The organism is Microbacterium sp. CGR1 (assembly GCF_001266755.1).
Taxonomy (GTDB): Bacteria; Actinomycetota; Actinomycetes; order Actinomycetales; family Microbacteriaceae; genus Microbacterium.
This window is the reverse complement of record NZ_CP012299.1, coordinates 665,204-686,756: the sequence shown is the minus strand read 5'-3', so window position 1 is coordinate 686,756 and position 21,553 is coordinate 665,204. Positions and strand designations below refer to the sequence as shown.

At 63.6% G+C, this 21,553-nt stretch carries 20 protein-coding genes; 4 read left to right on the top strand and 16 right to left on the bottom strand.

Annotated elements, in window-relative coordinates; translation table 11 throughout:
* Nucleotides 1-179: 179 nt before the first annotated feature.
* Nucleotides 180-1,658 carry an AlbA family DNA-binding domain-containing protein gene (locus AKG07_RS03195; RefSeq protein ID WP_171821910.1) on the top strand — a complete coding sequence of 493 codons (1,479 nt, stop codon included), beginning with the start codon at nucleotides 180-182 and terminating at the stop codon, nucleotides 1,656-1,658.
* On the top strand, nucleotides 1,606-2,565 hold the full coding sequence (locus AKG07_RS03190) for a DUF4238 domain-containing protein (RefSeq protein WP_150115059.1): 960 nt from the start codon (nucleotides 1,606-1,608) through the stop codon (nucleotides 2,563-2,565). Before AKG07_RS03195 ends, AKG07_RS03190 begins: the two co-directional genes overlap by 53 nt.
* 384 nt (nucleotides 2,566-2,949) lie before the next feature.
* On the opposite strand, the gene AKG07_RS03185 is transcribed toward AKG07_RS03190, so the two are convergent.
* From AKG07_RS03185 to AKG07_RS03140, 10 genes are all read right to left on the bottom strand, one after another.
* Nucleotides 2,950-7,017, bottom strand: coding sequence for a hypothetical protein (locus tag AKG07_RS03185; RefSeq protein ID WP_150115058.1), 4,068 nt, complete (start codon nucleotides 7,015-7,017; stop codon nucleotides 2,950-2,952).
* A 225-nt stretch (nucleotides 7,018-7,242) separates the two neighbouring features.
* Entirely contained in the window at nucleotides 7,243-10,782 is a 3,540-nt protein-coding gene (locus AKG07_RS03180) for a PIN domain-containing protein (protein WP_053095958.1), read from the bottom strand.
* Nucleotides 10,783-11,138: 356 nt separating this feature from the next.
* Nucleotides 11,139-11,759 (bottom strand): DNA-processing protein DprA, encoded by a 621-nt coding sequence (locus tag AKG07_RS03175; protein WP_053095957.1) that lies wholly within the window; start codon nucleotides 11,757-11,759, stop codon nucleotides 11,139-11,141.
* A complete protein-coding gene (locus AKG07_RS03170; protein ID WP_082297795.1) occupies nucleotides 11,756-13,285 on the bottom strand; it encodes a YifB family Mg chelatase-like AAA ATPase in 1,530 nt (509 codons plus the stop codon). Before AKG07_RS03170 ends, AKG07_RS03175 begins: the two co-directional genes overlap by 4 nt.
* On the bottom strand, nucleotides 13,282-13,644 hold the full coding sequence (locus tag AKG07_RS03165) for a YraN family protein (RefSeq protein ID WP_053095956.1): 363 nt from the start codon (nucleotides 13,642-13,644) through the stop codon (nucleotides 13,282-13,284). The genes AKG07_RS03170 and AKG07_RS03165 overlap by 4 nt, the downstream gene beginning before the upstream one ends.
* Before the next feature lie 101 nt (nucleotides 13,645-13,745).
* Complete coding sequence (locus AKG07_RS03160) at nucleotides 13,746-14,072, bottom strand: DUF2469 family protein (protein WP_042541663.1); 327 nt, start codon at nucleotides 14,070-14,072, stop codon at nucleotides 13,746-13,748.
* Nucleotides 14,073-14,119: 47 nt separating this feature from the next.
* The gene (locus tag AKG07_RS03155) at nucleotides 14,120-14,779 is read right to left on the bottom strand and encodes a ribonuclease HII (RefSeq protein ID WP_053095954.1); all 660 of its coding nucleotides are present in this window, start codon (nucleotides 14,777-14,779) and stop codon (nucleotides 14,120-14,122) included.
* Nucleotides 14,776-15,510, bottom strand: coding sequence for a signal peptidase I (gene lepB, locus AKG07_RS03150; protein WP_053095952.1), 735 nt, complete (start codon nucleotides 15,508-15,510; stop codon nucleotides 14,776-14,778). The genes AKG07_RS03155 and lepB overlap by 4 nt, the downstream gene beginning before the upstream one ends.
* 118 nt (nucleotides 15,511-15,628) lie before the next feature.
* Nucleotides 15,629-15,976, bottom strand: a complete 348-nt coding sequence (rplS, locus tag AKG07_RS03145) for a 50S ribosomal protein L19 (protein WP_053099097.1) — start codon at nucleotides 15,974-15,976, stop codon at nucleotides 15,629-15,631.
* A gap of 179 nt (nucleotides 15,977-16,155) precedes the next feature.
* The gene (locus AKG07_RS03140) at nucleotides 16,156-16,644 is read right to left on the bottom strand and encodes a hypothetical protein (protein ID WP_053095951.1); all 489 of its coding nucleotides are present in this window, start codon (nucleotides 16,642-16,644) and stop codon (nucleotides 16,156-16,158) included.
* Between the two features lie 121 nt (nucleotides 16,645-16,765).
* On the opposite strand from AKG07_RS03140, the gene map reads away from it, so the two are divergent.
* The gene (gene map, locus AKG07_RS03135) at nucleotides 16,766-17,548 is read left to right on the top strand and encodes a type I methionyl aminopeptidase (RefSeq protein WP_053095949.1); all 783 of its coding nucleotides are present in this window, start codon (nucleotides 16,766-16,768) and stop codon (nucleotides 17,546-17,548) included.
* Here map and AKG07_RS03130 read toward each other — a convergent pair.
* Nucleotides 17,528-18,004: a pyrimidine dimer DNA glycosylase/endonuclease V gene (locus AKG07_RS03130; RefSeq protein ID WP_053095948.1), complete on the bottom strand. Its 477-nt coding sequence runs from the start codon at nucleotides 18,002-18,004 to the stop codon at nucleotides 17,528-17,530. The genes map and AKG07_RS03130 overlap by 21 nt on opposite strands.
* Nucleotides 18,001-18,738, bottom strand: a complete 738-nt coding sequence (locus AKG07_RS03125) for a class I SAM-dependent methyltransferase (RefSeq protein ID WP_053095946.1) — start codon at nucleotides 18,736-18,738, stop codon at nucleotides 18,001-18,003. Before AKG07_RS03125 ends, AKG07_RS03130 begins: the two co-directional genes overlap by 4 nt.
* Before the next feature lie 87 nt (nucleotides 18,739-18,825).
* Between AKG07_RS03125 and AKG07_RS03120 the strand changes: the two genes are divergently transcribed.
* On the top strand, nucleotides 18,826-19,398 hold the full coding sequence (locus AKG07_RS03120; protein ID WP_053099096.1) for a histidine phosphatase family protein: 573 nt from the start codon (nucleotides 18,826-18,828) through the stop codon (nucleotides 19,396-19,398).
* Here AKG07_RS03120 and trmD read toward each other — a convergent pair.
* From trmD to rpsP, 4 genes are read right to left on the bottom strand one after another with little or no spacing between them, the layout of a single operon-like run.
* Entirely contained in the window at nucleotides 19,395-20,105 is a 711-nt protein-coding gene (gene trmD / locus AKG07_RS03115; protein ID WP_053095944.1) for a tRNA (guanosine(37)-N1)-methyltransferase TrmD, read from the bottom strand. The two genes, AKG07_RS03120 and trmD, sit on opposite strands and share 4 nt — an antisense overlap.
* Before the next feature lie 19 nt (nucleotides 20,106-20,124).
* A complete protein-coding gene (gene rimM / locus AKG07_RS03110; protein ID WP_053095943.1) occupies nucleotides 20,125-20,736 on the bottom strand; it encodes a ribosome maturation factor RimM in 612 nt (203 codons plus the stop codon).
* Entirely contained in the window at nucleotides 20,729-20,959 is a 231-nt protein-coding gene (locus AKG07_RS03105) for an RNA-binding protein (RefSeq protein ID WP_053095941.1), read from the bottom strand. The genes rimM and AKG07_RS03105 overlap by 8 nt, the downstream gene beginning before the upstream one ends.
* A 6-nt stretch (nucleotides 20,960-20,965) precedes the next feature.
* Nucleotides 20,966-21,400 carry a 30S ribosomal protein S16 gene (rpsP, locus tag AKG07_RS03100; protein WP_053095939.1) on the bottom strand — a complete coding sequence of 145 codons (435 nt, stop codon included), beginning with the start codon at nucleotides 21,398-21,400 and terminating at the stop codon, nucleotides 20,966-20,968.
* Between the last annotated feature and the right edge of the window lie 153 nt (nucleotides 21,401-21,553).

Genomic DNA, 21,553 nt, shown 5'->3' with positions numbered 1-21,553 from the left:
TTCTGGATCCCTGTACAGCGCTGCACGAGTCACCTCGCCGTAAACGATCGTTTACGGCGAGGTCAAGCTCGGGCAGGCGGCTACGTCCGAGACAGACGCAGGTGAGCCATCGCGAGCCGCTTGACTCGAATCGGCGGTTGCAGAGCAACCCTCTGCCCATGCAGCGGTACTCTTCCCCCATGGCGATGAGCGTTGACCTGGATCGTGTGCGTGGGCTGCTCGCGCGCGGCGCAGAATCAGACGATCTCGACTTCAAAGCGGAGTGGGACCCTAGTCAAAAGTCAGACCTCATCGAACTTTGTAAAGACATTGCTGCGATGGAATCCCTACCCGACGGTGGCTACATTGTCGTGGGCGCTGACGATCACGGGGCGCCGAGTGGCTTGTTTGCACCACGAGCTGTCCGCGACTTCGATGAGCAGAAGATCCGATCCAAAGTCGCGGCCGTGCTCGGCGAGCCCATCGACTTCAGCGCAGCCCTCCACCGCATCGAGTCCAACGACTTTTTCTTGATCGGTGTAGGCCCGAATCGCGACGGCATGCGGATCATGCCGAAGGATGGCGAGTACGCGAACAAGACCATCTGGCGCGCCTGCGATGTGTTCGTGCGTCGTGGTACCTCCAGCGTTCGCTGGAATCAGCACGACGCACGCGGCATCATCGAGCGCATCATCGCGGTACGCAAAGAGGAATGGCGACGAGACATCTTCGAGACGATCCGCGTCGCTACCCCAGCCTTCGAGCCGGGTGGCTTCGTGAACGTGAATGTAGAGATGCCCGCTGAGTCTTTCGGCGCGGCGGTCACCGAGCTAATCCGCCGCGCCGACGAAGTCGGGCTCGACCTACTTCTTCGAAAGACGATCGGCGACGCCGTCACCGTGGTCGATTCGGCCTCGGGGAAGGACGCTAGGGCTGCTGCGTCTGAACTCGGTGATCAGCTCGACCGACTCAATATCATCGCTGCGCTCACCGCGCGCTACTCAGCAGGCACAGTCTTCTCCCGAGCGATCCATGGTTACCAAGCTATCTACGAGGCGGTCGACGAAGAAATGGCCACCCACCCGCGCCGGTTCCCGCTCGGCCACAAGGAAGTACTGATGCACCTCTATGCCCTCGGCGCTGTCCTGGTGCGGGAGAAGCAGTGGGATGACTTGGCGGTTTTGGTCCGCCTCGCTCCCATCAGTACGTACGGTGGCTACTGGAAGTCACTGTTGCGAAAGGCCGAAGTCATGGTCGCTCGAGCCGAGCTGCTGACTGACGCAGAAGGTGTCCGGAGCGGTGTGATCGAGGCAGCCAAGCCGACAGCCGCCCATCTTTTCGACCTGATCGGCGCCGGCCAACCTTCAGACCTCACGAATCTGTTGGTCGAGTTCGATGTCTACCGCGGTATCGCTAACGCCGGAAAAGACGGAAATGACAAGCTCGGCGCGTACACGAACTTTGCCCTCTACTACTCGGCAAGGGCCGAGCCCGCGTTCCTGACCATTCTCAACGACTCTGTCGCGCGCGCCGCGCTCTTCGACGGCACCGACGCCCAACTCGCGGCCGTATACAGGCACATGGACGACACTGCAAGGAAAGAAGCTTCCGCCTTCAACGGCTGGGATGGTTTCGAGGACCAGCGCCTCAGGGCCTTTACCGACACCGTTGGGGACTGAGACGGTGTCGATGGGCGGTGCGATATTCCCGGATGGTGCTCGTCAAGAACCGGTTCCGCGTTCCACGACGGTTAGAGCATCCGCGGACCACTACATCGCTCGGACGCATATGCGTCGATGGGCGACCAACAATCGGGTGTCGGTGTTGAAGCGCGGTAGAAACGAACCGCAGCTTCTCGATGTCGGTAAGGCGGTCGCCGCTGAGCGTGGCCTCAACGACCCTTCGATCGAAGCTGCCTACGGACGCATTGAGAACGACTTCAGCAAGGCTCTAGAACGGCTACTTAATCGAAGCGCGAGCCCCACGGACCGCGACTGGAACGCGGTGAGGAAGTACGCGACTCTCGTGCATGACCGCTACCCCGCGTTAAGGGGGTCTGCGACTGAACCGAGGGGGTTGCCAGGCGGCAACATCATGATGGTGCCGAACCCGGCGAACTGGGGCGGCAGCGCGGTGTCTGACTCGCTGTATCACTTGGCCACATCGATGGATAGAGAGTCTTTGAAGGCCTTGCGTCTCCGGATGCTTGGCATCGCGGCGCAACTTCTTCCTCGGTTCCAACAGGTCTTCTACGTGGGGCCGATGCTCTTAGGTGACGCCGGGATCCACGCGATCACCCTGCACCCTGATGGGAGGACGGCTCGGTCTTATGTGGCGATGCCGCTCGCTTCAGATGCCATGATCGTTTTCGGTCACCGATTGGCCGAGGACAGCGAAGTGTCTCAGATTGCTCAGACACTCGTCATGAAGACTGCTCTGCATTCAACGGTCGTCATCGACACGATCGAAGCACCTGTGCTCAACACACTCGTTACGGACATGTGGAAACACCAGCCTGCACCGGTGGGGACGGGTACTCCGACAGCGATCCACCTTTACGACAGCTTGACTGACATCCCTCATTAGCCTCGAGAGTTCCAGCAACCGAAAAGGTCTGGCAGACCCAGCTTTCGGGGAGCAGTAAAGGCATCCTTCTCCGGATGCCAGGACGAAGAGCCGCAAACGATCGTTTCCGGCGATCGCTCAGCGCCGCCACGAAGTCCCACTCGGCCGCCGCGGCTGACGGATTCATCCCGCCATCGCACAACACATACCGGTGAGGAGTGTTCGTGAGACGGCGCCGCCCCCATGGGGCGGCGCCGCAATGCAGTGGCCGTCAACCCGCTGATGTATACAGATCTGCAGTTTCGCGCGCGATCTGCGAGTGTGCGTCGTCTAGTGCGCGGACACTCTCCAGAAAGTCATCCGGGTCGACATCTTGGTCACCGTCGCGACTGGGCCGCTGTCTCGTCACTCGCTCTCAGAGGCCGTCCTTTCCAACCGGTGTTGCGGCGCCGATTCGACACCCGCTTGAGCCGCGAGTTGAATCACCTTAACCGGCGCGAAGGTCCACTGATCGTCAGGATCGACCTGAGCGAAAGGGTTTCCTGATTCCACGAGACCGACGAACTGGCTCAGATCGGCATCGGGTTCGTGAATGTGAGATTCCATCTGCAGAAGAATCTGTCGCGCGACCCCCCATGATGCGGGGCCTTCCACCGGAAGATCAGGGAAAACCCGCTCGATGTGACGAGGTGCCGGCCAGTGTGCCGGACGGCGCGCCATTCGTACGCGGTCTCCGAAGACACCAGTCAAGACGGTCAGCGCTTCGGTGGCGTAACGCGTCCAACGCCCATCCGGCAAAGCAGCACCGACATTCTCGGCGAACCGATGGACGGTTTCGGGCCCCAACGGGAACGTCCGGTCGCGCTGGTGCGACATGTACCAGCCGCCGATGACGACCTCCTCGCTCAGGCTAAGGAAAAAGAGCCGGCATGTGCCAGCGAATGCCGGGTGAGAGCCGCTTAGTATCTCACCGACCACACCTACGTCCTCCTCCCGGACCGCCACGACGATCGCCCTCGTCTCTCGCGGCACGGTCGGATCCTCATCAGCGAACGTGGCCCCTCGTGCGACGATCCCGCTCGCACCGAAGACATCGAGAATGCCCGTCAGCTCCTGATCAGCGCGCCGATCAGCTTCCGCATTCACCCAAGAATCGACTTCCGAGAAAGCTAACGACCCGCCCGGAAACTCGGGCAGGTCCGCCGCGGACAGTGCACGGGCGGCGGTGCGGCAGCGATTGATGAGTTCGTCGGGCAGCACCTCCCCGATACCGGCGAACAACGGCATCGGGTACTGTGCGCGAGCGTCCACCAACTCACTTGCGGCAGCGAATAGACGCATTGCAGAACCGGCATACCGATAACCTGGCCGCGAGGTTGTGCGCTCCGCGCCGACCCCCTGGAGCATCGCCGAAGCCACAGTCTCTAGGCCCGCCTTCGCTCTGTCCTTCGACCGCTCCCGAAGATCGCCGTCGAGTTCAATCGATCGTGTCGCCTGAGGTTGTTCGACGCTCGAGGCCGAAGTCGGTGGGACGCCAGGGAGCGAGGAGATCGATCGCAGTGCGCTTGCAACGCGCTGGAGCCAAAGACGCCGTCGTGATGCGTTGTCTCTTACGCTCAAGCGGCTAGGAAGGTCTCCCAACAACTCAGTCAGCTCCACGACGACTTCCCGCTGAGCTCGGAGTCGTCTCGACCAACGCTCGCCTTGCGCGAGCTCGGCCACCACGGAACCCACGGCCACGTTGCGCTGGGTGTCAGCGTGGCGGGGCACAACTCCTGCTCGGATCCGTTTGTAGCCGTCCGGTTGGATCGAATCGTCAGAGTGGAACCCTGCACCCGCGGCGTCGATCACACGGGCGGTCACAACGTCGGCTTCCGGGCAAGCGTTGAAGAGACGGCGGACCAGCTGCATCACCTGCGCGTTAGAAGGGTTCTTCTCGTGCGTGGCGGATTCGAGGGAGCTACGGTGCAGTACTGGATCCGAGTCTCGTCTGAAGAATGTCGAACTGTCCACCTCGAGAAACTCTTCAGGCGAGACGGTCTCGACCCTGACCATCGCGCTCATTGTCGTGGGCAACTCCGCGATAGGCCGGCGACGAACCGTGCAGCTCAAAGCGAAGTCATCAGCTGCCACAGCTGCAATCGCTCGCTCGACAACCGGTCCTAGCGCGGTAGATGCTTCCTCTGGCGTGAGGTTCCCCAGGCGGAACAAGGACGCGATTAGCCGGCTACGATTCTCAATTCCTTCTATGTCGTCAGACGCGACGGCATGACTTTGCAGCACTTCCGCAATCGAAGATGGCGATGCATCGACCTCATACCCTTCAAGAGTTTCGCAGAAGTCTGCCGCGTCTTCGAGCGAGTTGGTTTTCAGGATGTCTGCTATCTCCGCCCACGGCATCTCGCGGAGGACTGCTATGGCGGAGGAATCACTCCAGTCGGGCAAAGCATTCGACGCAGTGTCGAGACTTTCAAGACCGAGGAGGTCGAGCGAGATGCCCGAGAAACGTTTGGCGAAAGCCATCAGGTAGAACGACTCGCGGTCCACCGCCGCCTGCGCATGACTGCAGACATCATCGCGTGTTGCGGACACGTATGCCACCACATCGCAGCGCTGCGCGCTCTCGAACAGGCCCCTGAGCACTGTCGCGCTTCCGTCTGCCTTCGCCAAACGAACGTCGCGTACGAGTGCGTTTCGAATCGGCGAGAGCAGTCTCTGCGTACGATCGAGGCGCTGTCCAGCTGGTGCCGTCGTCGCCCGCGATGTCGCCTCGCGAAGCAACCGCGACAATGCCCTCCTGTACAGCGAGGGACGGTCGCTCAGGGGCGCCGCGGCGATACAGGATACGTATGAATCGGCACGGGTCGGAGGAGGTGACTCGTGCAGCAGATCTTCCAAAGTCTCAGCACGCAAGTCGTGAATCGCGGTCCAGGCATCACCATCGTCGATCAGCACCAAATGCTCGTCGCGAAGGACTCGAAGGGCTCGACCGATGTCGGTCGGTACCGAATCGACCGTGGCGGATAGTTCATCAGGTCTCGTCTTCCGCCCCAATTGGTGCAGTGACACTACAACTCGAAGCGTCTCGATCGCTAGGGTTTGGCCGGCGTCCTCGAGTCGTTGCAGTTGCTCGGCCAGTACTTCGCGCAGGCGGCGCCCGGTTGTGGCGATCGCGATGAACTCCATTAGCAACCCGGATGCAAGTTGCAACGCCTCCTCACTCTCTACTGCGAGTTCGAGACCGGACTGGCGCATCCGCTCATAGAGCATCTCCGCGGAAGAGACAGTCAGTTCCGCGTTGACGACTGTTGCACCAACAGCGAGTCCAGGAGTGAACTCGTCATTGCGACAAGTGGCTACGAGACGCACGTGCGGTAGCTCGAGTAGCTGATCTCGGGCCATAGCCCACTCCGCGGTGTTTGGGCGCCCGAGATCGTCGACGCAGACGACGACGGGGCGATGCTCGGCGGGATCCAGGTGACGCACGAATCGAACGAGTATCGACACGTCTTCATGAGTAGCGACCCGGAGAAGACGGACGGCAATCTCTCCGCCAGTGAGCGACGCAACCCAGCGCCACATCAGCGTCGATTTTCCAGCTCCACTCTGCGCAGCGACGATCACGTTCCGTGATCTCATCGCAGCGTCCGCGAGTACCGCCTGCTCTTCCGCACGCACTACGTCGAGCCCCGCTGCGATATGCGATGGGCCCACCCTCACGCCCGCGTAAAAAGCTCCAACGGAGATCGTCGCTTCATCGAGATAGTTTGCGATCTCGCATACGCCGCTCTCGATTGCCTCGTCGAGAATGCCCGTGTCCGCGGCGAGTTGGACGCGTTGAACGAGCGCATCTACCTCGTGTTGAGACCTAGTCAAGGCTGACGCGACGTTCTCCCCGCGTTGACGAGCACCCAGTGCCGCGAGATCAGCGAACAGTTCGGCACGGACGAGATTTGCAACGCGATGCGAAAGTCGCCATTCCGTTGCGAGTGAGGCTGAACTTCTCTGGAACTCGTGCGCGTCCGCAACAACCAACCGGGCAAGCCGCACGATGGACTCAGCCTGCTCCTGAGTGGCCGCATCCCCGAGCCGGGTGCGCACCGCCTCGATCAATGGGGCAAGCGCCGGCGTGGGCCAACGATCCCCGAGCGACCTTTGCCAACCGGTTGGTGAGATGTCTTCGGGGAAGCGGCCGCTCGTCACAACCACGAGTCCGCTGACGTCGCCGTCATAGTCTCGAGAGAGCAAGGAGACACTCGCGTGAACAAGAATGTCCGCGAGCTCGGCAACACCTATGGGGGAACGTCCCGTAGAGCGTTGCTTGCACTGCACGAGCAGCCACGTGCCATCGGCAAGTTGACAATCGATGTCCTCGAAGCCCTCGGGGCGCAATTTTGTGACAACAGGCATTCCCGAGTCGGGATCCCGCGCCGCAGCGAGCAGCATCACACCGACGGCAATCTGGTAGGACACTCCGGCCATGTTGATCGCTCCGGACCGGAGTCGGGCATAGACCTCGTCCGAGGTGCGGGTCGCGGCACCCTGAACTGCCGATCTGGTTCGCTCGATCCCCGATCCGCGCGAATTAGGACTCAACAGGTACCACCGCCACATCTCGTGTCATGTTCATTCTTCCAGCTGCTTGCCGCAGCTCTGTTGGTCAACGCACCGGTGTCCCGCTGAATCCGAATCTCGGTGCTACTCAAAAGCGAGCGCTGTGAGCCGAGCACGGTGCGGTGCGTCAACCCCGGCAATAAGTTCAAACAGCCAGAGAGCCGCCTGTGGTTCGTCGTGCATCCTGCGCCGCCGATAGATAGGTCGGAGTGCGTCCACGATGGGATCAAGCTCTGACATCGCGTCAACACCGTCACGCATGCCAGCATCGACAAACGGGAAGGTCTGCGGCAACAACCAATGCACGATCGACAGCCGGTTTGCAAATACTCGAACGTTCTGGCGACGCGTAGGCTCATCGGGAGAGACCTTGACCAGCCAGCGAGTACAGGCGGAGACCCAAGCCTCCAGTCGGGGTCCATCTGCAGTCAGAGAGCCGGCCACCTCCATCGCAAAATCGAGTACTTCGTTCGCGCTGCGGCCACTCAAATACTCGATGACACTCGCGATCGCGATCGGTGCATCCTCGCGCAAGGTCATCGCGCGCCGATAAAGCTCCGGATCAAAGGGAATCTCTACGTAGCGTTCGACGAGAAGCTGACTGAGTATCGCGCCCGCCTGGCTAGCGCTAATGCGTTCTTGAGCTTGCAGAACCTCGACGAGAGCGATGGTCGAGAACGTCGCGACGCCGAGATCGGCCGCAAGCCTGTTCAGTGCGGCGTCGTCCGACCAGAGCGATCGGACAGCACCGGCTGTGTCTGCCGCAGCGAACCAAATGTCTTCGGTGATGTCTGGACGCTCGAGCGATGGCCGGCCCACCGGCCGAGCCTGCCGCTCGAGGGGACGAATAAGTTCGACCAATTGCTCGATTCGGGAAGGATCTAGGACCTGCTCTACCCCGGGCCGACCGCGCTGCGCGATGGGGCCGCGAAGACGACCGAGCCCGGGCCCCGCGGCGCCGAACCGTCCGATGGTCTGCGACGCCGCAACGGCATCCCTGAATTGATCGGCGGCGATGGTCAGGCCGGAAAACGCACCCATGAGGACGGCTCGTGCGTCCGGAGACAACACTGACAGCGCAAACAGAGCAGTCATATCCACGACGACGGATTGGCCAATGCTCTCCGCCGCCCGAACCCGTTCGTCCTCAAGCCCGGCCGACGCGAAGCGAACCCCGGCAGCATGGGAAAGAACAGCTTCGGTTAACGTGCCACCGTGTGCAAGAAGAATCATCCCGAGCGGGAAGTTTCCTCGAAAGACCTGTTCGTCAAGTTCTGAAGTGTCCGGTCGCTCACCCACGGCCGCTTCGAGCTGATCCAAGATTGACACATTCTCAGAAAGATCCATGCTCAGCCGACGGATCTCTCCATCAGGGAAGTCACGAAAGTAGTCCTCGATCAGGGAAGCCGGGATCGACTTCGGCACGTCTGACCCGTCGTCCTGTGTCGTCGGGGCCGACTCAGCAGGACCCCCATCGCGCTCCGACGACTCGCCACGTCGAGATCGATTGGGCAAGATCAGTAACCCAACGATTCTGCGTCTGATCTCTTCGTCCCGCGCCCAATCGGATGCCGCATCACGAAGATCCTCAAGTGAGGCGACTACCTCGCCAAACTGATGGTACAAACTCAACCACACCATCACGTGGGTGCGGTGAACCGGCCGCTCTCGGTCACTGAGCGTATCCCAGGTACGAAAAGCTTCGTCCAACTCACCTGCGTGGTGCTGACACGTGATCAACGTCCAAACGGCGTTGGCATCCTCCGGAAGAAGACGCACCAGGTGCTGCGCTTCGCGCGCGGCGCGATCCCAGTCAGGCACCCTCGAATACAGATCGACGAGCAGACCGCGAGTGCGTGCAAACGCCCCCCAGGAGTCTGGAGCCAGCCGCAAAGCTTCGTTCGCGCTGTAAATCCCGTCAGCAACGCGATCAACTCCCTTTTCGAGACTCGCGGTGGCCAACCAGATGTCAGCGTCGCCGAGTCTTGCAGCAGAAGCGCGAAGAGTCCGAAGCTGGAGGTCGGCTTGTCCCCGTGCCTCGTAAACCTGACTGACGATGAGACTGAGACGGGCGGACGAATGTGCAGCTGCGATTAGTCGATCAAGTCCGCCCTCGGTGTCTCCGAAGGCATCAGCGATGAGCGCAAGGTCGTCCGCGTACTCATCGTTCCCTGCGGCCCGCTGTTCCTCAACGAAGGGGTGAACAATGCCGAGGTACGCAAGACGAACCGCGAAGTGACCCTTCTGTTCGTAATCCGACGTACCGTCGAGCGCCTCCGCGTAGTAGGCCTTGACCGCCTCAATGTCGCCTTCCGTTTGAGCGATGAGAGCACGTAGGTGGGCGGCGGTGCCCTTTTCGAGCGCTTCTCCGGTGAGCAGCTCTCTCGCAAGGTCCAAGATGCCGTTATCAGCCAGCATGATGGCGCGGACAATGCGCAGGTCCAGGCTTGCTGCCTCGGTTGCTGTTGCTTCGCCGTCCGGTTCGGCCTGTGTCAATCCAAGCGCGCGGGCCGGATCGTTGAGCAGCCGCGCGGCCTCAACTGCAAGAGAAATCACCTCTATCGAGTTCTCGCCCCAGCTCCGGAGCGAGTCGCGCGTCCTTATGAGGAGACGGAACGCCGTCGGAAGATCGTCGGAGTGCAACTCCCTAGAACCGAAGGTGTGACGGGCGATCATCCCCCTTGCGGCAGAGATTGCCAAAGTCGGATTGCCCGTTTCTTCGTGAGCGCGCAACGCGAGCCGAATAGAAGTATCGAAATCTCGCGTGTTGTATGCGATCTGAGCCCTCATGATCGACCGCGTCGTCCGTTCACGGATGGAAGTCGGCTTCCAAGCTTCGATCTGCTGGATCGCTTCATCCGGCTGACCGGCGGTCTCCAGTGCATATGCCACCAGAAGAGGATGCTGGCTGTCTCGAAACGCGCTGAGTGGCAGAGACAGCTCGGACTCGAGCCGCAGTCGTCGGAACTCCCAGTATCCGAGGGGGGACGCCCCCCGATCGAGGGCACCGTTCACAAACACGAGTGCGGCCTGATTCAGCCCCGCGTCACTGGACATATCCGCGAGCCAGGCCATCACCTCTGAAGGTGCCTCGACGAGCAGTCCCGGTAGGTTCAGAGACCAGCTTTCGAGGATGGTGCGCCGCTCGCCGCGATCAAGCAATCGCAGCAACATCGGCATTTGCGACCACACACCGCTGGCCTCCCTTGCCGTTACGGCACGAATTGGCTTCAGCTTTGCTAAACGGTTCTCCCAGAGCGCCCGATCGTCGTTGACGTCCTCTACGGTGCGTTGAATCGCAGCCCCGACCGACATTGTGGCCGCGACGGGCTCCGATCGCTTGGTGATCGCCGCATCCAGGAGAGCGAAGAGGCGATTCGCTTTCTGCCTATCGCCTTGGGTGACCGCCATCAGCGACTCACGGACGCGAGCACGACCCTCCGCAGTGCTCAGCGCGTCGATGAATCGAACGGCGTCGAGGTGATTCCGGAGAACGCGTTGACTTACGTTAATCCCCTCAGCGCGCGCCTGCTTCTTCACGCTGTATATTGCTCGGATGTCGAGCGTCGTCCAACCGAGCCATCGACTTACATGCCCCGCGAAGAGCCCGATCAGATCGAACACGGAGCATCCCGGAAGCCGACTTGAGCCTCGACACAGCGGTGTGGCACTTGTTCCATTGGCCCGGCCACGTCTAGTGACGTCGAGTTCGACCATCCCAGCAACAGATTCAAGCAGTCAAGTGGCGGTGTTTTCCCTACATCGTTCACTCCGAAGAGAACGAGATGATCGCGCACTTCGAAACTCAAGTCAGGAAATCGGGCAACGTTCCGGATCTCAATGTGACACACCCGCATGAAGCCCTCCGCAACTCACGAGGACATGCAAGTCGCCCCCTAGTTCCCACCATGGCAGTAGCGGGCGATCCCCGCCACATCGAGTTAGGGGTATTGCTCGCGTCAGGAACGAGCCACCAGGCCTCAAACCGGCGAAGAGAGGAGGTTGCGGACCGAGCGATGCTCGCTCCGGGGCAAGCAACAACAGGTTGTAGGTGAGAGAAAGTTCGCTCCGCCGGATACGACGACCGTGCCGGTGGCTGCGAGCTCGCCGGCGAAGTCACCGGCGAGCATCTCTCCATAACCGCTGGCCGCCCTCGCGCCCACGATCGCGACTCGGCTCGGAGCCGTGAGCAGCGCCGGGTCTCCGCGAACCCAGAGCACTGTCGGCGCATGCACCCCAAGGTCGTCGAGAGATCTCGGCCAGAGGTCGTCCCCCGGCAGAAGGAGCCGAGCGCCGACCTCGGCTGCTGCACGGATCGCATCGAGAACGCTGCGCGCATCCGCGCGGACCATCCACCGGGCTCGTCCCTCGGCGAGAGCCCGTTCGCTGACATCCGAACTCGCCGCGGCCCCTCCGCCGATCGCCAGCCCCAGTGATGTCACTGCGCCCCGCTCCGCGATGAGCGCGCCGGCGACTCCGTCCCCCGGCTCGGTGAGGACTGACCACGACACTCGTGCCAGCGCCTCGTCCAGGTCATCGACCGGTCGCACCTGTCGCAGCGATCGCCGCACCGCCGCATCGCCTCTGAGAGACTCGATCACGATAGGTATCCCCTCTTCAAGAACAGTGCCCGTCCTATTTCTTCCCGACCTGGACTGTCGACCTCGGCGAGGTCCGCCATGGTCCAAGCCAGCCGCAGAACCCTGTCATAGCCGCGAAGAGTGAGAGCTCCCCGCTCGAGAGCCCTATCCAGGGGCGCCCTTGCCTCTGCGGCGATCCGCAGATCGAGTTGCCTCAATCGGGCGCCCGGAACTTCGCTGTTGCGGCCCCACGGTGTCCCCCGCCACCGCGAGACCGCCCGCTCACGCGCCTGCATGACTCTCGCTCGAGCTCGCTCGCTCGTCACCTCCGTACGGTCGCCGATCATGGCCCGAGCAGCAGACACGCGCGAGACATGCAGCTCGATATCGACCCGGTCGCGAAGCGGACCGGAGAGTCGGGTCGAGTATCTCCGGATCGCCAACGACGGACATGTGCATTCCGCACCGCGCACCCCGTAATTGCCGCACGGGCACGGATTGAGCGCCATGACCAGTTGGAAGCGTGCGGGGAACTGTGCGGTGACGCCCGATCGACTCACCTCGATGACGCCGGACTCGAGCGGCTGCCGCAGTGCGTCGAGCGCCACTCTCGAGAATTCCGCTGCTTCGTCGAGGAAGAGCACACCTCTGTGAGCGCGAGAGATGGCGCCAGGACGAACAGACCTCGTGCCGCCTCCGACGAGCGCCGCAACCGAGGCGCTGTGGTGAGGCGACTCCATCGGCGGCGTGGCGTCGAGAGCTCGCACAGCGTCGCCGGTGAGTGAGCGGATCGAGGCCACTTCGAGAGCCTCGTCGTCGGAGAGACTCGGAAGTATGCCGGGGAGTCGACGCGCGAGCATGGTCTTACCTGCGCCTGGCGGGCCGCTGAGCAGCATGTGATGGCCTCCTGCTGCCGCGACGATCAGAGCCTCGACCGCCTCGTCCTGGCCGACGACGTCCGCGAGGTCCAGCCTCTCGCGATGCTCCGGCGCGAGTGTCGCCGAGGCGACCGGATCCGCATCGAGCACGTCGATCTCCGCGCCGTGCCAGACGGCGACCTGCGAGAGGCTCGCTGCTGCGCGAACCTCGATTCCGGGCACCAGCCTCGCCTCCGCCTCGTTGCCCCACGGCACGATCACGGTGTCGAACCCCGCACGCGCAGCGGCGAAGACGGACGGGAGCACCCCGGGCACGGGACGGAGCCGTCCGTCGAGTCCGAGTTCGCCGAGATGCACCGTTCCCGCGATGGACCGCGTCGACAGCGCTCCCCCTGCGGCGAGAGCGGCGACCGCGATGCTCAGGTCGAAACCGGCTCCCTGCTTGGGGAGGCTGGCGGGCGAGAGGTTGACCGTGAGCCGGCGGCGCGGAAGATCGAGATGCGTGTTCTTGCAGGCGTTGTGAACCCGCTGAACCGCCTCGCCGAGCGCTTTGTCCGGCAGGCCGATGATCTTGAAGTCGGGGGTCTGGTTCGAGATGTCGGCTTCGACCTCGACCATGTGCCCGTCGACCCCGGTGAGCGCGACCGCCCACGTGCGGGCCGTCTTCACGACACGTCCACGAGATGTTCGAGGGTGCTGTGCTGCGGGTCGGCTCCGATGATCCCGATCGCCTCGATCCGGATCACGAGGCCGACCGCCTTTTCGGGATGGTCGGCCGCCCACGCATGAGCCAATTGCCACAGTCGTCGGATCTTGCGGGAATCCACGGCCTCGAACGGGTGTCCGTGGGAGATCGTCCGTCGTGTCTTGACCTCGACGATGGCGAGGTGGTGACCGCGACAGGCGACGATGTCGATCTCGCCCTGCGCACATCGCCAGTTGCGGTCGAGGACCACATATCCGATGCCGGTCAGATACCGAACCGCATGTTCTTCGCCGGATCTACCGAGCTCGTCTTTCGCTGCCATGAAGACAGCCTGTCGATCGGGATCGACGACCGCGCTTCAGGAGTGGGGACGTTGCGGAGTGCGGGGACAGCCCATCAGAAAGCCGGACTGTGCAGAAGTGGTCACTCCCCGTCGAGCGACAGCTCCTGGGGCAGCTCGAACTCGCGGCGCTGAAGCTCTTCGACGTTGACGTCCTTGAACGTCAGCACGCGCACAGCCTTCACGAAGCGGTCGGCACGATAGATGTCCCACACCCAGACGTCACTCATCGAGATCTCGAAGTAGAAGTCGTGCTCGGTGTCACGACGCACGACGTTCACCTCGTTGGCGAGGTAGAACCGGCGTTCCGTCTCGACAACGTACTGGAACTGCGCGACGACATCGCGGTATTCGCGGAACAGCGCCAGCTCGAGCTCGCGGTCGTAGTCGTCGAAGGCTTCCTCATCCATGATCACTCCATCCTAGAGTCGGCGACGCGTCGATGCCGCACGCAGGCTCAGAACAGAGTCGGGACATCCGCGATCGCCCAAGATGATCGGTGGTGTGGAGAGAGCCCGAGGCTGCGGATCGCATCGCGATGCTCGAGGCTCGCGTATCCCTTGTTCCGGTCCCACTGGTACGCGGGGTGACCCTCGTGGAGCTCCGCCATGTAGGTGTCCCTCGCCACTTTCGCGATCACCGATGCCGCCGAGACCGATGCGCAGTCGCGGTCGCCCTTGACGACCGGTCGCACCCGTAGAGGCACCGGATGCACCCGCGAGACATAGTCGTGGTTGCCGTCGAGGAGCACCAGAGCCCCGTCGAGGCGAACTCCCGAATCGACGACGCTCTGCACGGCGCGCGACGCCGCAAGACCGAGCGCTCGCATGATGCCCACCTCGTCGACCTCGGCCGCGCTGGCCCAACCGACTCCAGAAGCCTGCACCCATGCCGCGGCTCGCGCAGCGACATCGGGCCGACGCCTCTCGGTGACCAGCTTCGAATCCCGAAGCCCTTCGGGAACGCGGCGGCGCGCCCCTGCCGCATCCATCACGGCAGCTCCGACCGCCACCGGCCCGGCAAGCGCACCGCGTCCGACCTCATCGAGGGAGATGATCAGATCGCACTCGCTCAGCAGCCTGCGCTCCAGAGTGAGCTTCGGAGCGACGACGGTCATTCCGGATCCGGGACGCCGTTGAAGCTGTCATGGTGGCCGTCGATCGTGCCCAGACGGTCGAAGGGCCACGTGGTGAAGAACGCCTTGCCCACGACGTTCTCGATCGGGACGAAGCCGCCGCTCGGAAGATCCTGATGCGCCCGCGAGTCGCGCGAGCGATCGCGGTTGTCTCCGAGGAGCCACAGCGACCCATCCGGCACGACCACGTCGAACGGATCGTTCGACGCTGCGGTGTCGCCGTCTGGCAGGTTGAGGTAGCTGAGCTCGTCGATGGGCGCTCCGTTGACCGTGATCTGTCCGAGCGCGTTGCAGCAGACGACGTGGTCACCTGGGAGACCGATCACACGCTTGACGAGGTGATCCTGCGAATCCGTGGCCGAGATCCCGACGACGTTGAGCATCCAGTCGAAAGCCTCGACGAGAGGCGGCTGCGCAGGAGTCTGCGGCTGGCCGTCGAGCCACCCGCCCGGGTCCTTGAAGACCACGACGTCGCCGCGTTCGTAGGCGGTCCACCGCGGCGTCAGCTCGTCCACGAGGATCCGATCGTTGACCAGGAGAGTTCGTTCCATCGACGCGGACGGGATGTAGAAGGAGCGGACGATGAAGGTCTTGACGACGAAGGAGACGAGCGCCGCGATGACGACGATCACGAGGACGTCGCGCAGGAACACGAGGAACCCACGACGCCGCTTCGTCGGTCGAGCGGACGCGGCGGCGGAGTCAGTCGTCATGGGGTTTCCTTCACAGTCTCGCACCGCACGGAGACGGCAGTATCAAGGGTCGCACACCCCGGGGAGAACACAGCACCCCGGGACATCGTGTCCCGGGGTGCTGTGGAGAGCCTGCGCGTCAGTTGTCGCGCTTCTCCTTGATCTTGGCCTTCTTGCCCCGCAGCTGACGGAGGTAGTAGAGCTTCGCGCGACGCACGTCACCGCGGGTGACGACCTCGATGTGGTCGATCACCGGGGAGTGCACCGGGAACGTACGCTCGACGCCCACCTGGAAGCTGATCTTGCGAACGGTGAAGGTCTCACGCACGCCGTCGCCCTGGCGGCCGATGACGACGCCCTTGAAGACCTGGATACGCGAGCGGGTGCCCTCGGTGATGTTCACGTGCACGTTGACCGTGTCACCGGGGTGGAAGACGGGAACGTCTGAACGCAGGGATGCTGCGTCGACGGCGTCGAGGATCTGCATGATCGTCTCTCTCTGCACTCGCCTCAGGTCGGTTGCATGCTGTAAGTAGGAATAAGAAGAAGTGTGTGCTGAACGGCGCCGAAGCGTCCGTGGGCTCCCCTGAGGCAGAACCGGTCACGGCACAAACAGTCATTCTGCCACGGATGCCGCACACGGCCAAAACGTCGCGTGCGTTTCCGTCACTCCGGCGAGTCCTTCTCCCGGATGACGAAGACCTCTCGCACGCGGGTCTCCGGCGCGGGCTCGTCGACGCCGGGAACGGTGGACCACGAGATGGTCTCGCGGATCCGTGCTCCGCTTCCCTTCGCCTCGTTCCACAGCTGCCAGAGCTGCAGCCAGACCAGACCGATGCCGACGACGACGGCGGCGGCGAGAAGCCAGCCGAACGCGCCGTCGTTGAAGCATCCGACAGCGATGGTCAGCCCGTGCCAGAGCGTGAAACCGCCGACATCCCACCACGAGACGGCCCTCTCGACCCGCACCGACGGGCGAGACCGAGTCAGGAGCGTGAGAAGAAGCTGGCCGACGAACACGGAGGGGACCGCGATGAAGAGGACCCAGAGGATGGCCCAACCGCCTTGGAAGACGCCCCACCCCACGAGCAACCAGAGCGGCAGGAGGAACGCTGCCGGAATGAGCCACCGGAAGAACGCCTGACGCAACCACATGTCACAAATCGTACGACGGCGTGCGGCCGATGATCCAGGTGTTCGCTCTGAGCACGCGGCCTCGAGGCGGACGCCCGTCACCCGGAGATCGGGGAGAATGGAGAGGACGAGAGGACACCCGATGATCGAACTGCGCACCCCTGCCGAGATCGACGAGATGCGCGCCGCCGGTCGCTTCGTGGCCGAGACCCTGGCAACCCTGCGCGACGAGACGAAGGTCGGCACGAACCTGCTGTCGATCGATCGCCGAGCGCACGACATGATCCGCAAGGCCGGAGCGGAGTCCTGCTACATCGACTACCACCCGTCCTTCGGCGCCAGTCCCTTCGGCAAGGTGATCTGCACCTCGATCAACGACGCTGTACTGCACGGCCTCCCCCACGACTACACGCTGCGAGACGGCGACCTGGTGTCGCTCGATTTCGCCGTCTCCGTCGACGGATGGGTGGCCGACTCCGCGGTGTCCTTCGTCGTCGGCACTCCCCGCGACGAGGACCTCCGCATCATCGAGACGACAGAGCGCGCTCTCGCTGCGGCCATCGACGCTGCCGTGGTCGGCAACCGGATCGGTGACATCTCAGCCGCCATCGCCGCGATCTCACACGGCGAGGGGTATTCGATCAACACCGACTTCGGCGGTCACGGTGTCGGACGCATCATGCACGGCGACCCCCACGTCCCCAACGACGGTCGCGCCGGACGTGGATTCCCGTTGCGCGAGGGCCTCGTGTTCGCGCTGGAACCGTGGCTGCTCGAGACCACGGACGAACTCGTGACCGATCCCGACGGATGGACCCTACGGAGTGTGGACGGTTCCAGGGGCGCGCATTCGGAGCACACCGTGGCCGTGACGGCCGATGGCCCGATCGTCCTCACCGACAGGTCATTCCTCGGCGTTCGCTGACCCGCGGGGCTCAGCCGGCGGCAGCGCGCGTTCCCACGCGGCGACCGGACCCTCGAGGACGTGGAAAGCCGGATGCGGTTCGGGCACCGAGACCGCGGACCAGAGTCCGAGCACGTCGGGATTGCGCTCCGCGAGCTTCGCGCTGAGATGCGACCATTCCAGCGCGAGCTGGCCGGTGGTCACGGACAGGATCGACTCACCTCTCGCATCCGGTCGATCGATTCGCGATCGGTCGAAGGTATAGCTGCGCACGTCCGCCTCGACGGCGACGCCCCGAAGGTACGCGCCGATGGCATCGAGCGGATCGGGATAGGCACGGAACCGCTCCAGTTGGGGGTGACCGGTGTAGCCACGGGTTCGCCCGGCGAGCACCGCTTGAGCGAGCAGCGCCTCCCGCCAGCAGGCCACCAGACCCTGGCGATCGAGGTACTGCGGGTGCAGTGACCAGATCCTCATGCGCGCCGATAGACGAACACGTCGGTGATGATCGACAACTCGAGCTGTTCGCGCCGGCGTGTGTCCGGGTCCCCGTCGAGCACCGCTTCGATGGCGGTCGTCATCACCGAACGCGCATCGTCGTCGGCCACGAGGAAGGTGCTCACCGTCGACCAGCGACGGAGGTACGCCTCGCGGCTGATCTGCTCCGTCCAGTGGATCGATTCGCTCGTCACGAACGTGAATCCGGGGAGCTCCGCCGCGGCGGTGCTGGTCGTTCCGTCCGTGTCAGCGACCGCGGGGTGCGCGATACGGTGCGCTGCTCGATCCCACGAACTCGACGGATCCGAGTGGTTCCAGACCAGCCCGAGAGTTCCGCCCGGCGTGAGGATGCGCGAGATCTCCGCACAGGCAGACTCACGATCGAACCAATGGAACGCCTGCGCGACGGCGACGACATCCGCCGTGCCGTCCGGCAACGGAATCCGCTCGGCACTGCCGATGAGGCCTTCCACATCCGGAAGCTTGGCTCGCAGAACCGACAGCATCTGCTCGGAGGGTTCGACAGCGATCACGCGTTCCGCTCGGGCCGACAGCAGTTCCGTGAATTTCCCGGTGCCCGCGCCGAGGTCCAGCGCAGTCCCGATGCGCTGTGGTGCGATGAGCTCGACCGCCTCCACGGGGAATCCGGGACGGTAGCGGTCGTAATCCGCCCCGATCGTCTCGAACGACTTCGCCAGCACCTCATCGACCATGGTGCGACGCTATCAGCCGCCGATTCCGCCAGTACGGAGGCGACGCGGCTATGCCATCCTGAGTCCATGATTCCGGAGGATCGGCATGTGCCAGAACACCTGTTCCTGGTGCGGCACGGGCAGACCTGCTGGAACCTCGATCATCGGCTGCACGGACAACTCGACTCGCCTCTGACCGAGGACGGCATCCTTCAGGCGCAGAGCGTCGCCGCGCGCCTCGTCGACCGAGGCATCACCACCGTGTGCTCCAGCCCGCTCGGCCGCGCGCTCCGGACCGCGGTCATCGTCGCCGATCGGATCGGCGCAGATCTCGTGCAGGTACCGGAGCTCGCCGAGCTCCATCACGGTGCGATGGCCGGCCTGACCTGGTCCGAGATCGATGAACGATTCCCCACCGCCCGCGAGGACCGGGCTGAGAACCGATATGGTTGGGCATTTCCCGGAGGTGAGAGCTACGCCCAGGCGAAGGGACGTGCCCGCCGGGCACTGTCGGTGTGCGGGTGGGCTTCGTCCGGGATCCCGCTGCTGGTGAGTCACGAGATGATCGGTCGGCTGTTGCGTGCGGAGCTCCGGGGCCTGGCCCCCGCATCCGCGCTCTCACTGCGCCACCCTCAGGGCGTGGTGTTCGAGATCGACTCGGGGATCGAACGGATCGTCTAGCGGTCGTCGTCCGGCAGCAGATCCGGGCGCCGACGTCGCGTCCGTTCGATCTGCTGATCCCGCCGCCAGGAAGCGATCACGCCGTGATTGCCGCTCAGCAGCACGTCCGGCACCGGTCGCTCTCGCCACACCGACGGCTTCGTGTAAGACGGGTACTCGAGGAGTCCGTCCTCGTGAGACTCCTCGACGAGGCTCGCCGGATTTCCCACGACACCGGGGATCAGGCGACCGATGGCCTCGATCATCGCCATCGTCGCCACTTCCCCGCCGTTGAGGACGTAATCGCCGAGACTGATGAGCCGCACCTCGCCGAGCGATGAGGCGTATTCGAACACCCGCTCGTCGATCCCCTCGTATCGACCGCATCCGAAGATGAGGTGGTCGCGAGTGCTGAGATCGCGTGCGGTGGCCTGCGTGAAGACCTCGCCTGCGGGCGAGGGGAAGATGATCGTGGGCCGACTGCCCTCTTCGGACGGAGCAGATGATGCCAGCTCGTCGAGCGCGAGCCCCCAGGGCTCCGGCTTCATCACCATCCCCGCCCCGCCCCCGTAGGGGGTGTCGTCCACGGTGCGGTGACGATCAGACGTCCACTCGCGGAGGTCTCGGACACGCAGGTCGAGGATGCCGGTACTCTGCGCCTTCCCGAGCAGGGAGAGCGTCAGACCGTCGAAGTACGACGGGAAGATCGAGAGGACGTCGATGCGCACTGGCGGGCCGAACGAGGGATCAGTCAGTGGCGTCGGAGTCGGAGGACTCCCCCGCCTCCGTCGCATCGGACGCGTCAGGGAGCTCTTCGAAGAGGCCCGCAGGCGGCGTGACGATGACGCGCCCGGCGCTGATGTCGACCGTGGGAACGATCGCCTGGACGAACGGCACCATGATGTCCTGCTCGCCGGACCTGACGATGAGCAGATCCTGCGCAGGGAAATGCTCGACGCGAGCCACCTTGCCCACGACGACGCCGTCACGGACGACGTCGAGACCCACGAGCTGATGGTCGAACCACGCGTTGTCCTCGACCTCGTCGTTGTCCTGATCGATCCAGAGGATGGCTCGGACGAGAGTCTCTGCGCCCTCGCGATCGTCGACATCCTTGAGGAAGACGACGGGGTTGCCGTTCATCACGCGGTATTCGCGAACGACGACGGTCTTGCCGTGCCACGGAGATGCCTCAGGCACCTGCAACGTGAACTCGGCTCCCGGAGTGAATCGGCGTTCCGGGTTGTCGGTGTACAGCTCGAGCTTGAGAGCGCCCTTGAGGCCGTGGGCCTTGACGAGGCGCCCCACCCGCAGCTGGTTCTTGCCCTGGTTGCGGTCCTTGGACACCACGTCAGTCATCCGCGACGTCGACCCGGACACGCCGCCCATCCGCGAGAGCGGCGATGAGCGTGCGCAGTGCTTTTGCGGTGCGGCCGCCGCGCCCGATCACTCGACCACGGTCGTCGGGGTGCACACGCACCTCGAGCAGGTCGCCTCTCGGCGTCGTGGAAGCGTTGATGCGGACATCTTCAGGGTGATCGACGATCCCCTTGACGATGTGTTCGAGCGCGGCGGCGAGCACGACGAATTACTCTGCGTCGGCGGCGGGAGCCTCTGCGGCCTCCGCGTCGGCCTTGGCGGGAGCCTCCTCAGCGGGGGCCTCCACCTTCTTCTCGGCCTTGGGCTTGACGACGGACTTCTTGGACGCGTCGATCTCGAACGGAACCTTGGGCTCCTTGACCTTCAGCGTGGACTTCGCGTCCTTGTCGCCCTTGAACTTGCCCCAGTCGCCCGTGATCTTGAGCAGAGCAGCGACCTGCTCGGTCGGCTGAGCGCCGACGGAGAGCCAGTACTGCGCACGGTCGGAGTCGATCTCGATGAACGAGGGCTCCTCGGTGGGGTGGTACTTGCCGATCTCCTCGATCACGCGACCATCGCGCTTGGTCTTCGAGTCGGCGACGACGATGCGGTAGTACGGCGCACGGATCTTGCCCAGGCGCTTGAGACGAATCTTGACAGCCACGATTCTCCTGAATTGTGTGGAAGGTAACGAACCGATCGCCTGGAGAGTGGGGTGCACACCCGGCGGAAGCTCAAATAGGGAGGACGAGTGCTGGATAGAGGGTCGAGCACGTCGTCCGACCTTCTATTCTGCCAGATCCGCGGCCCAGGAGCG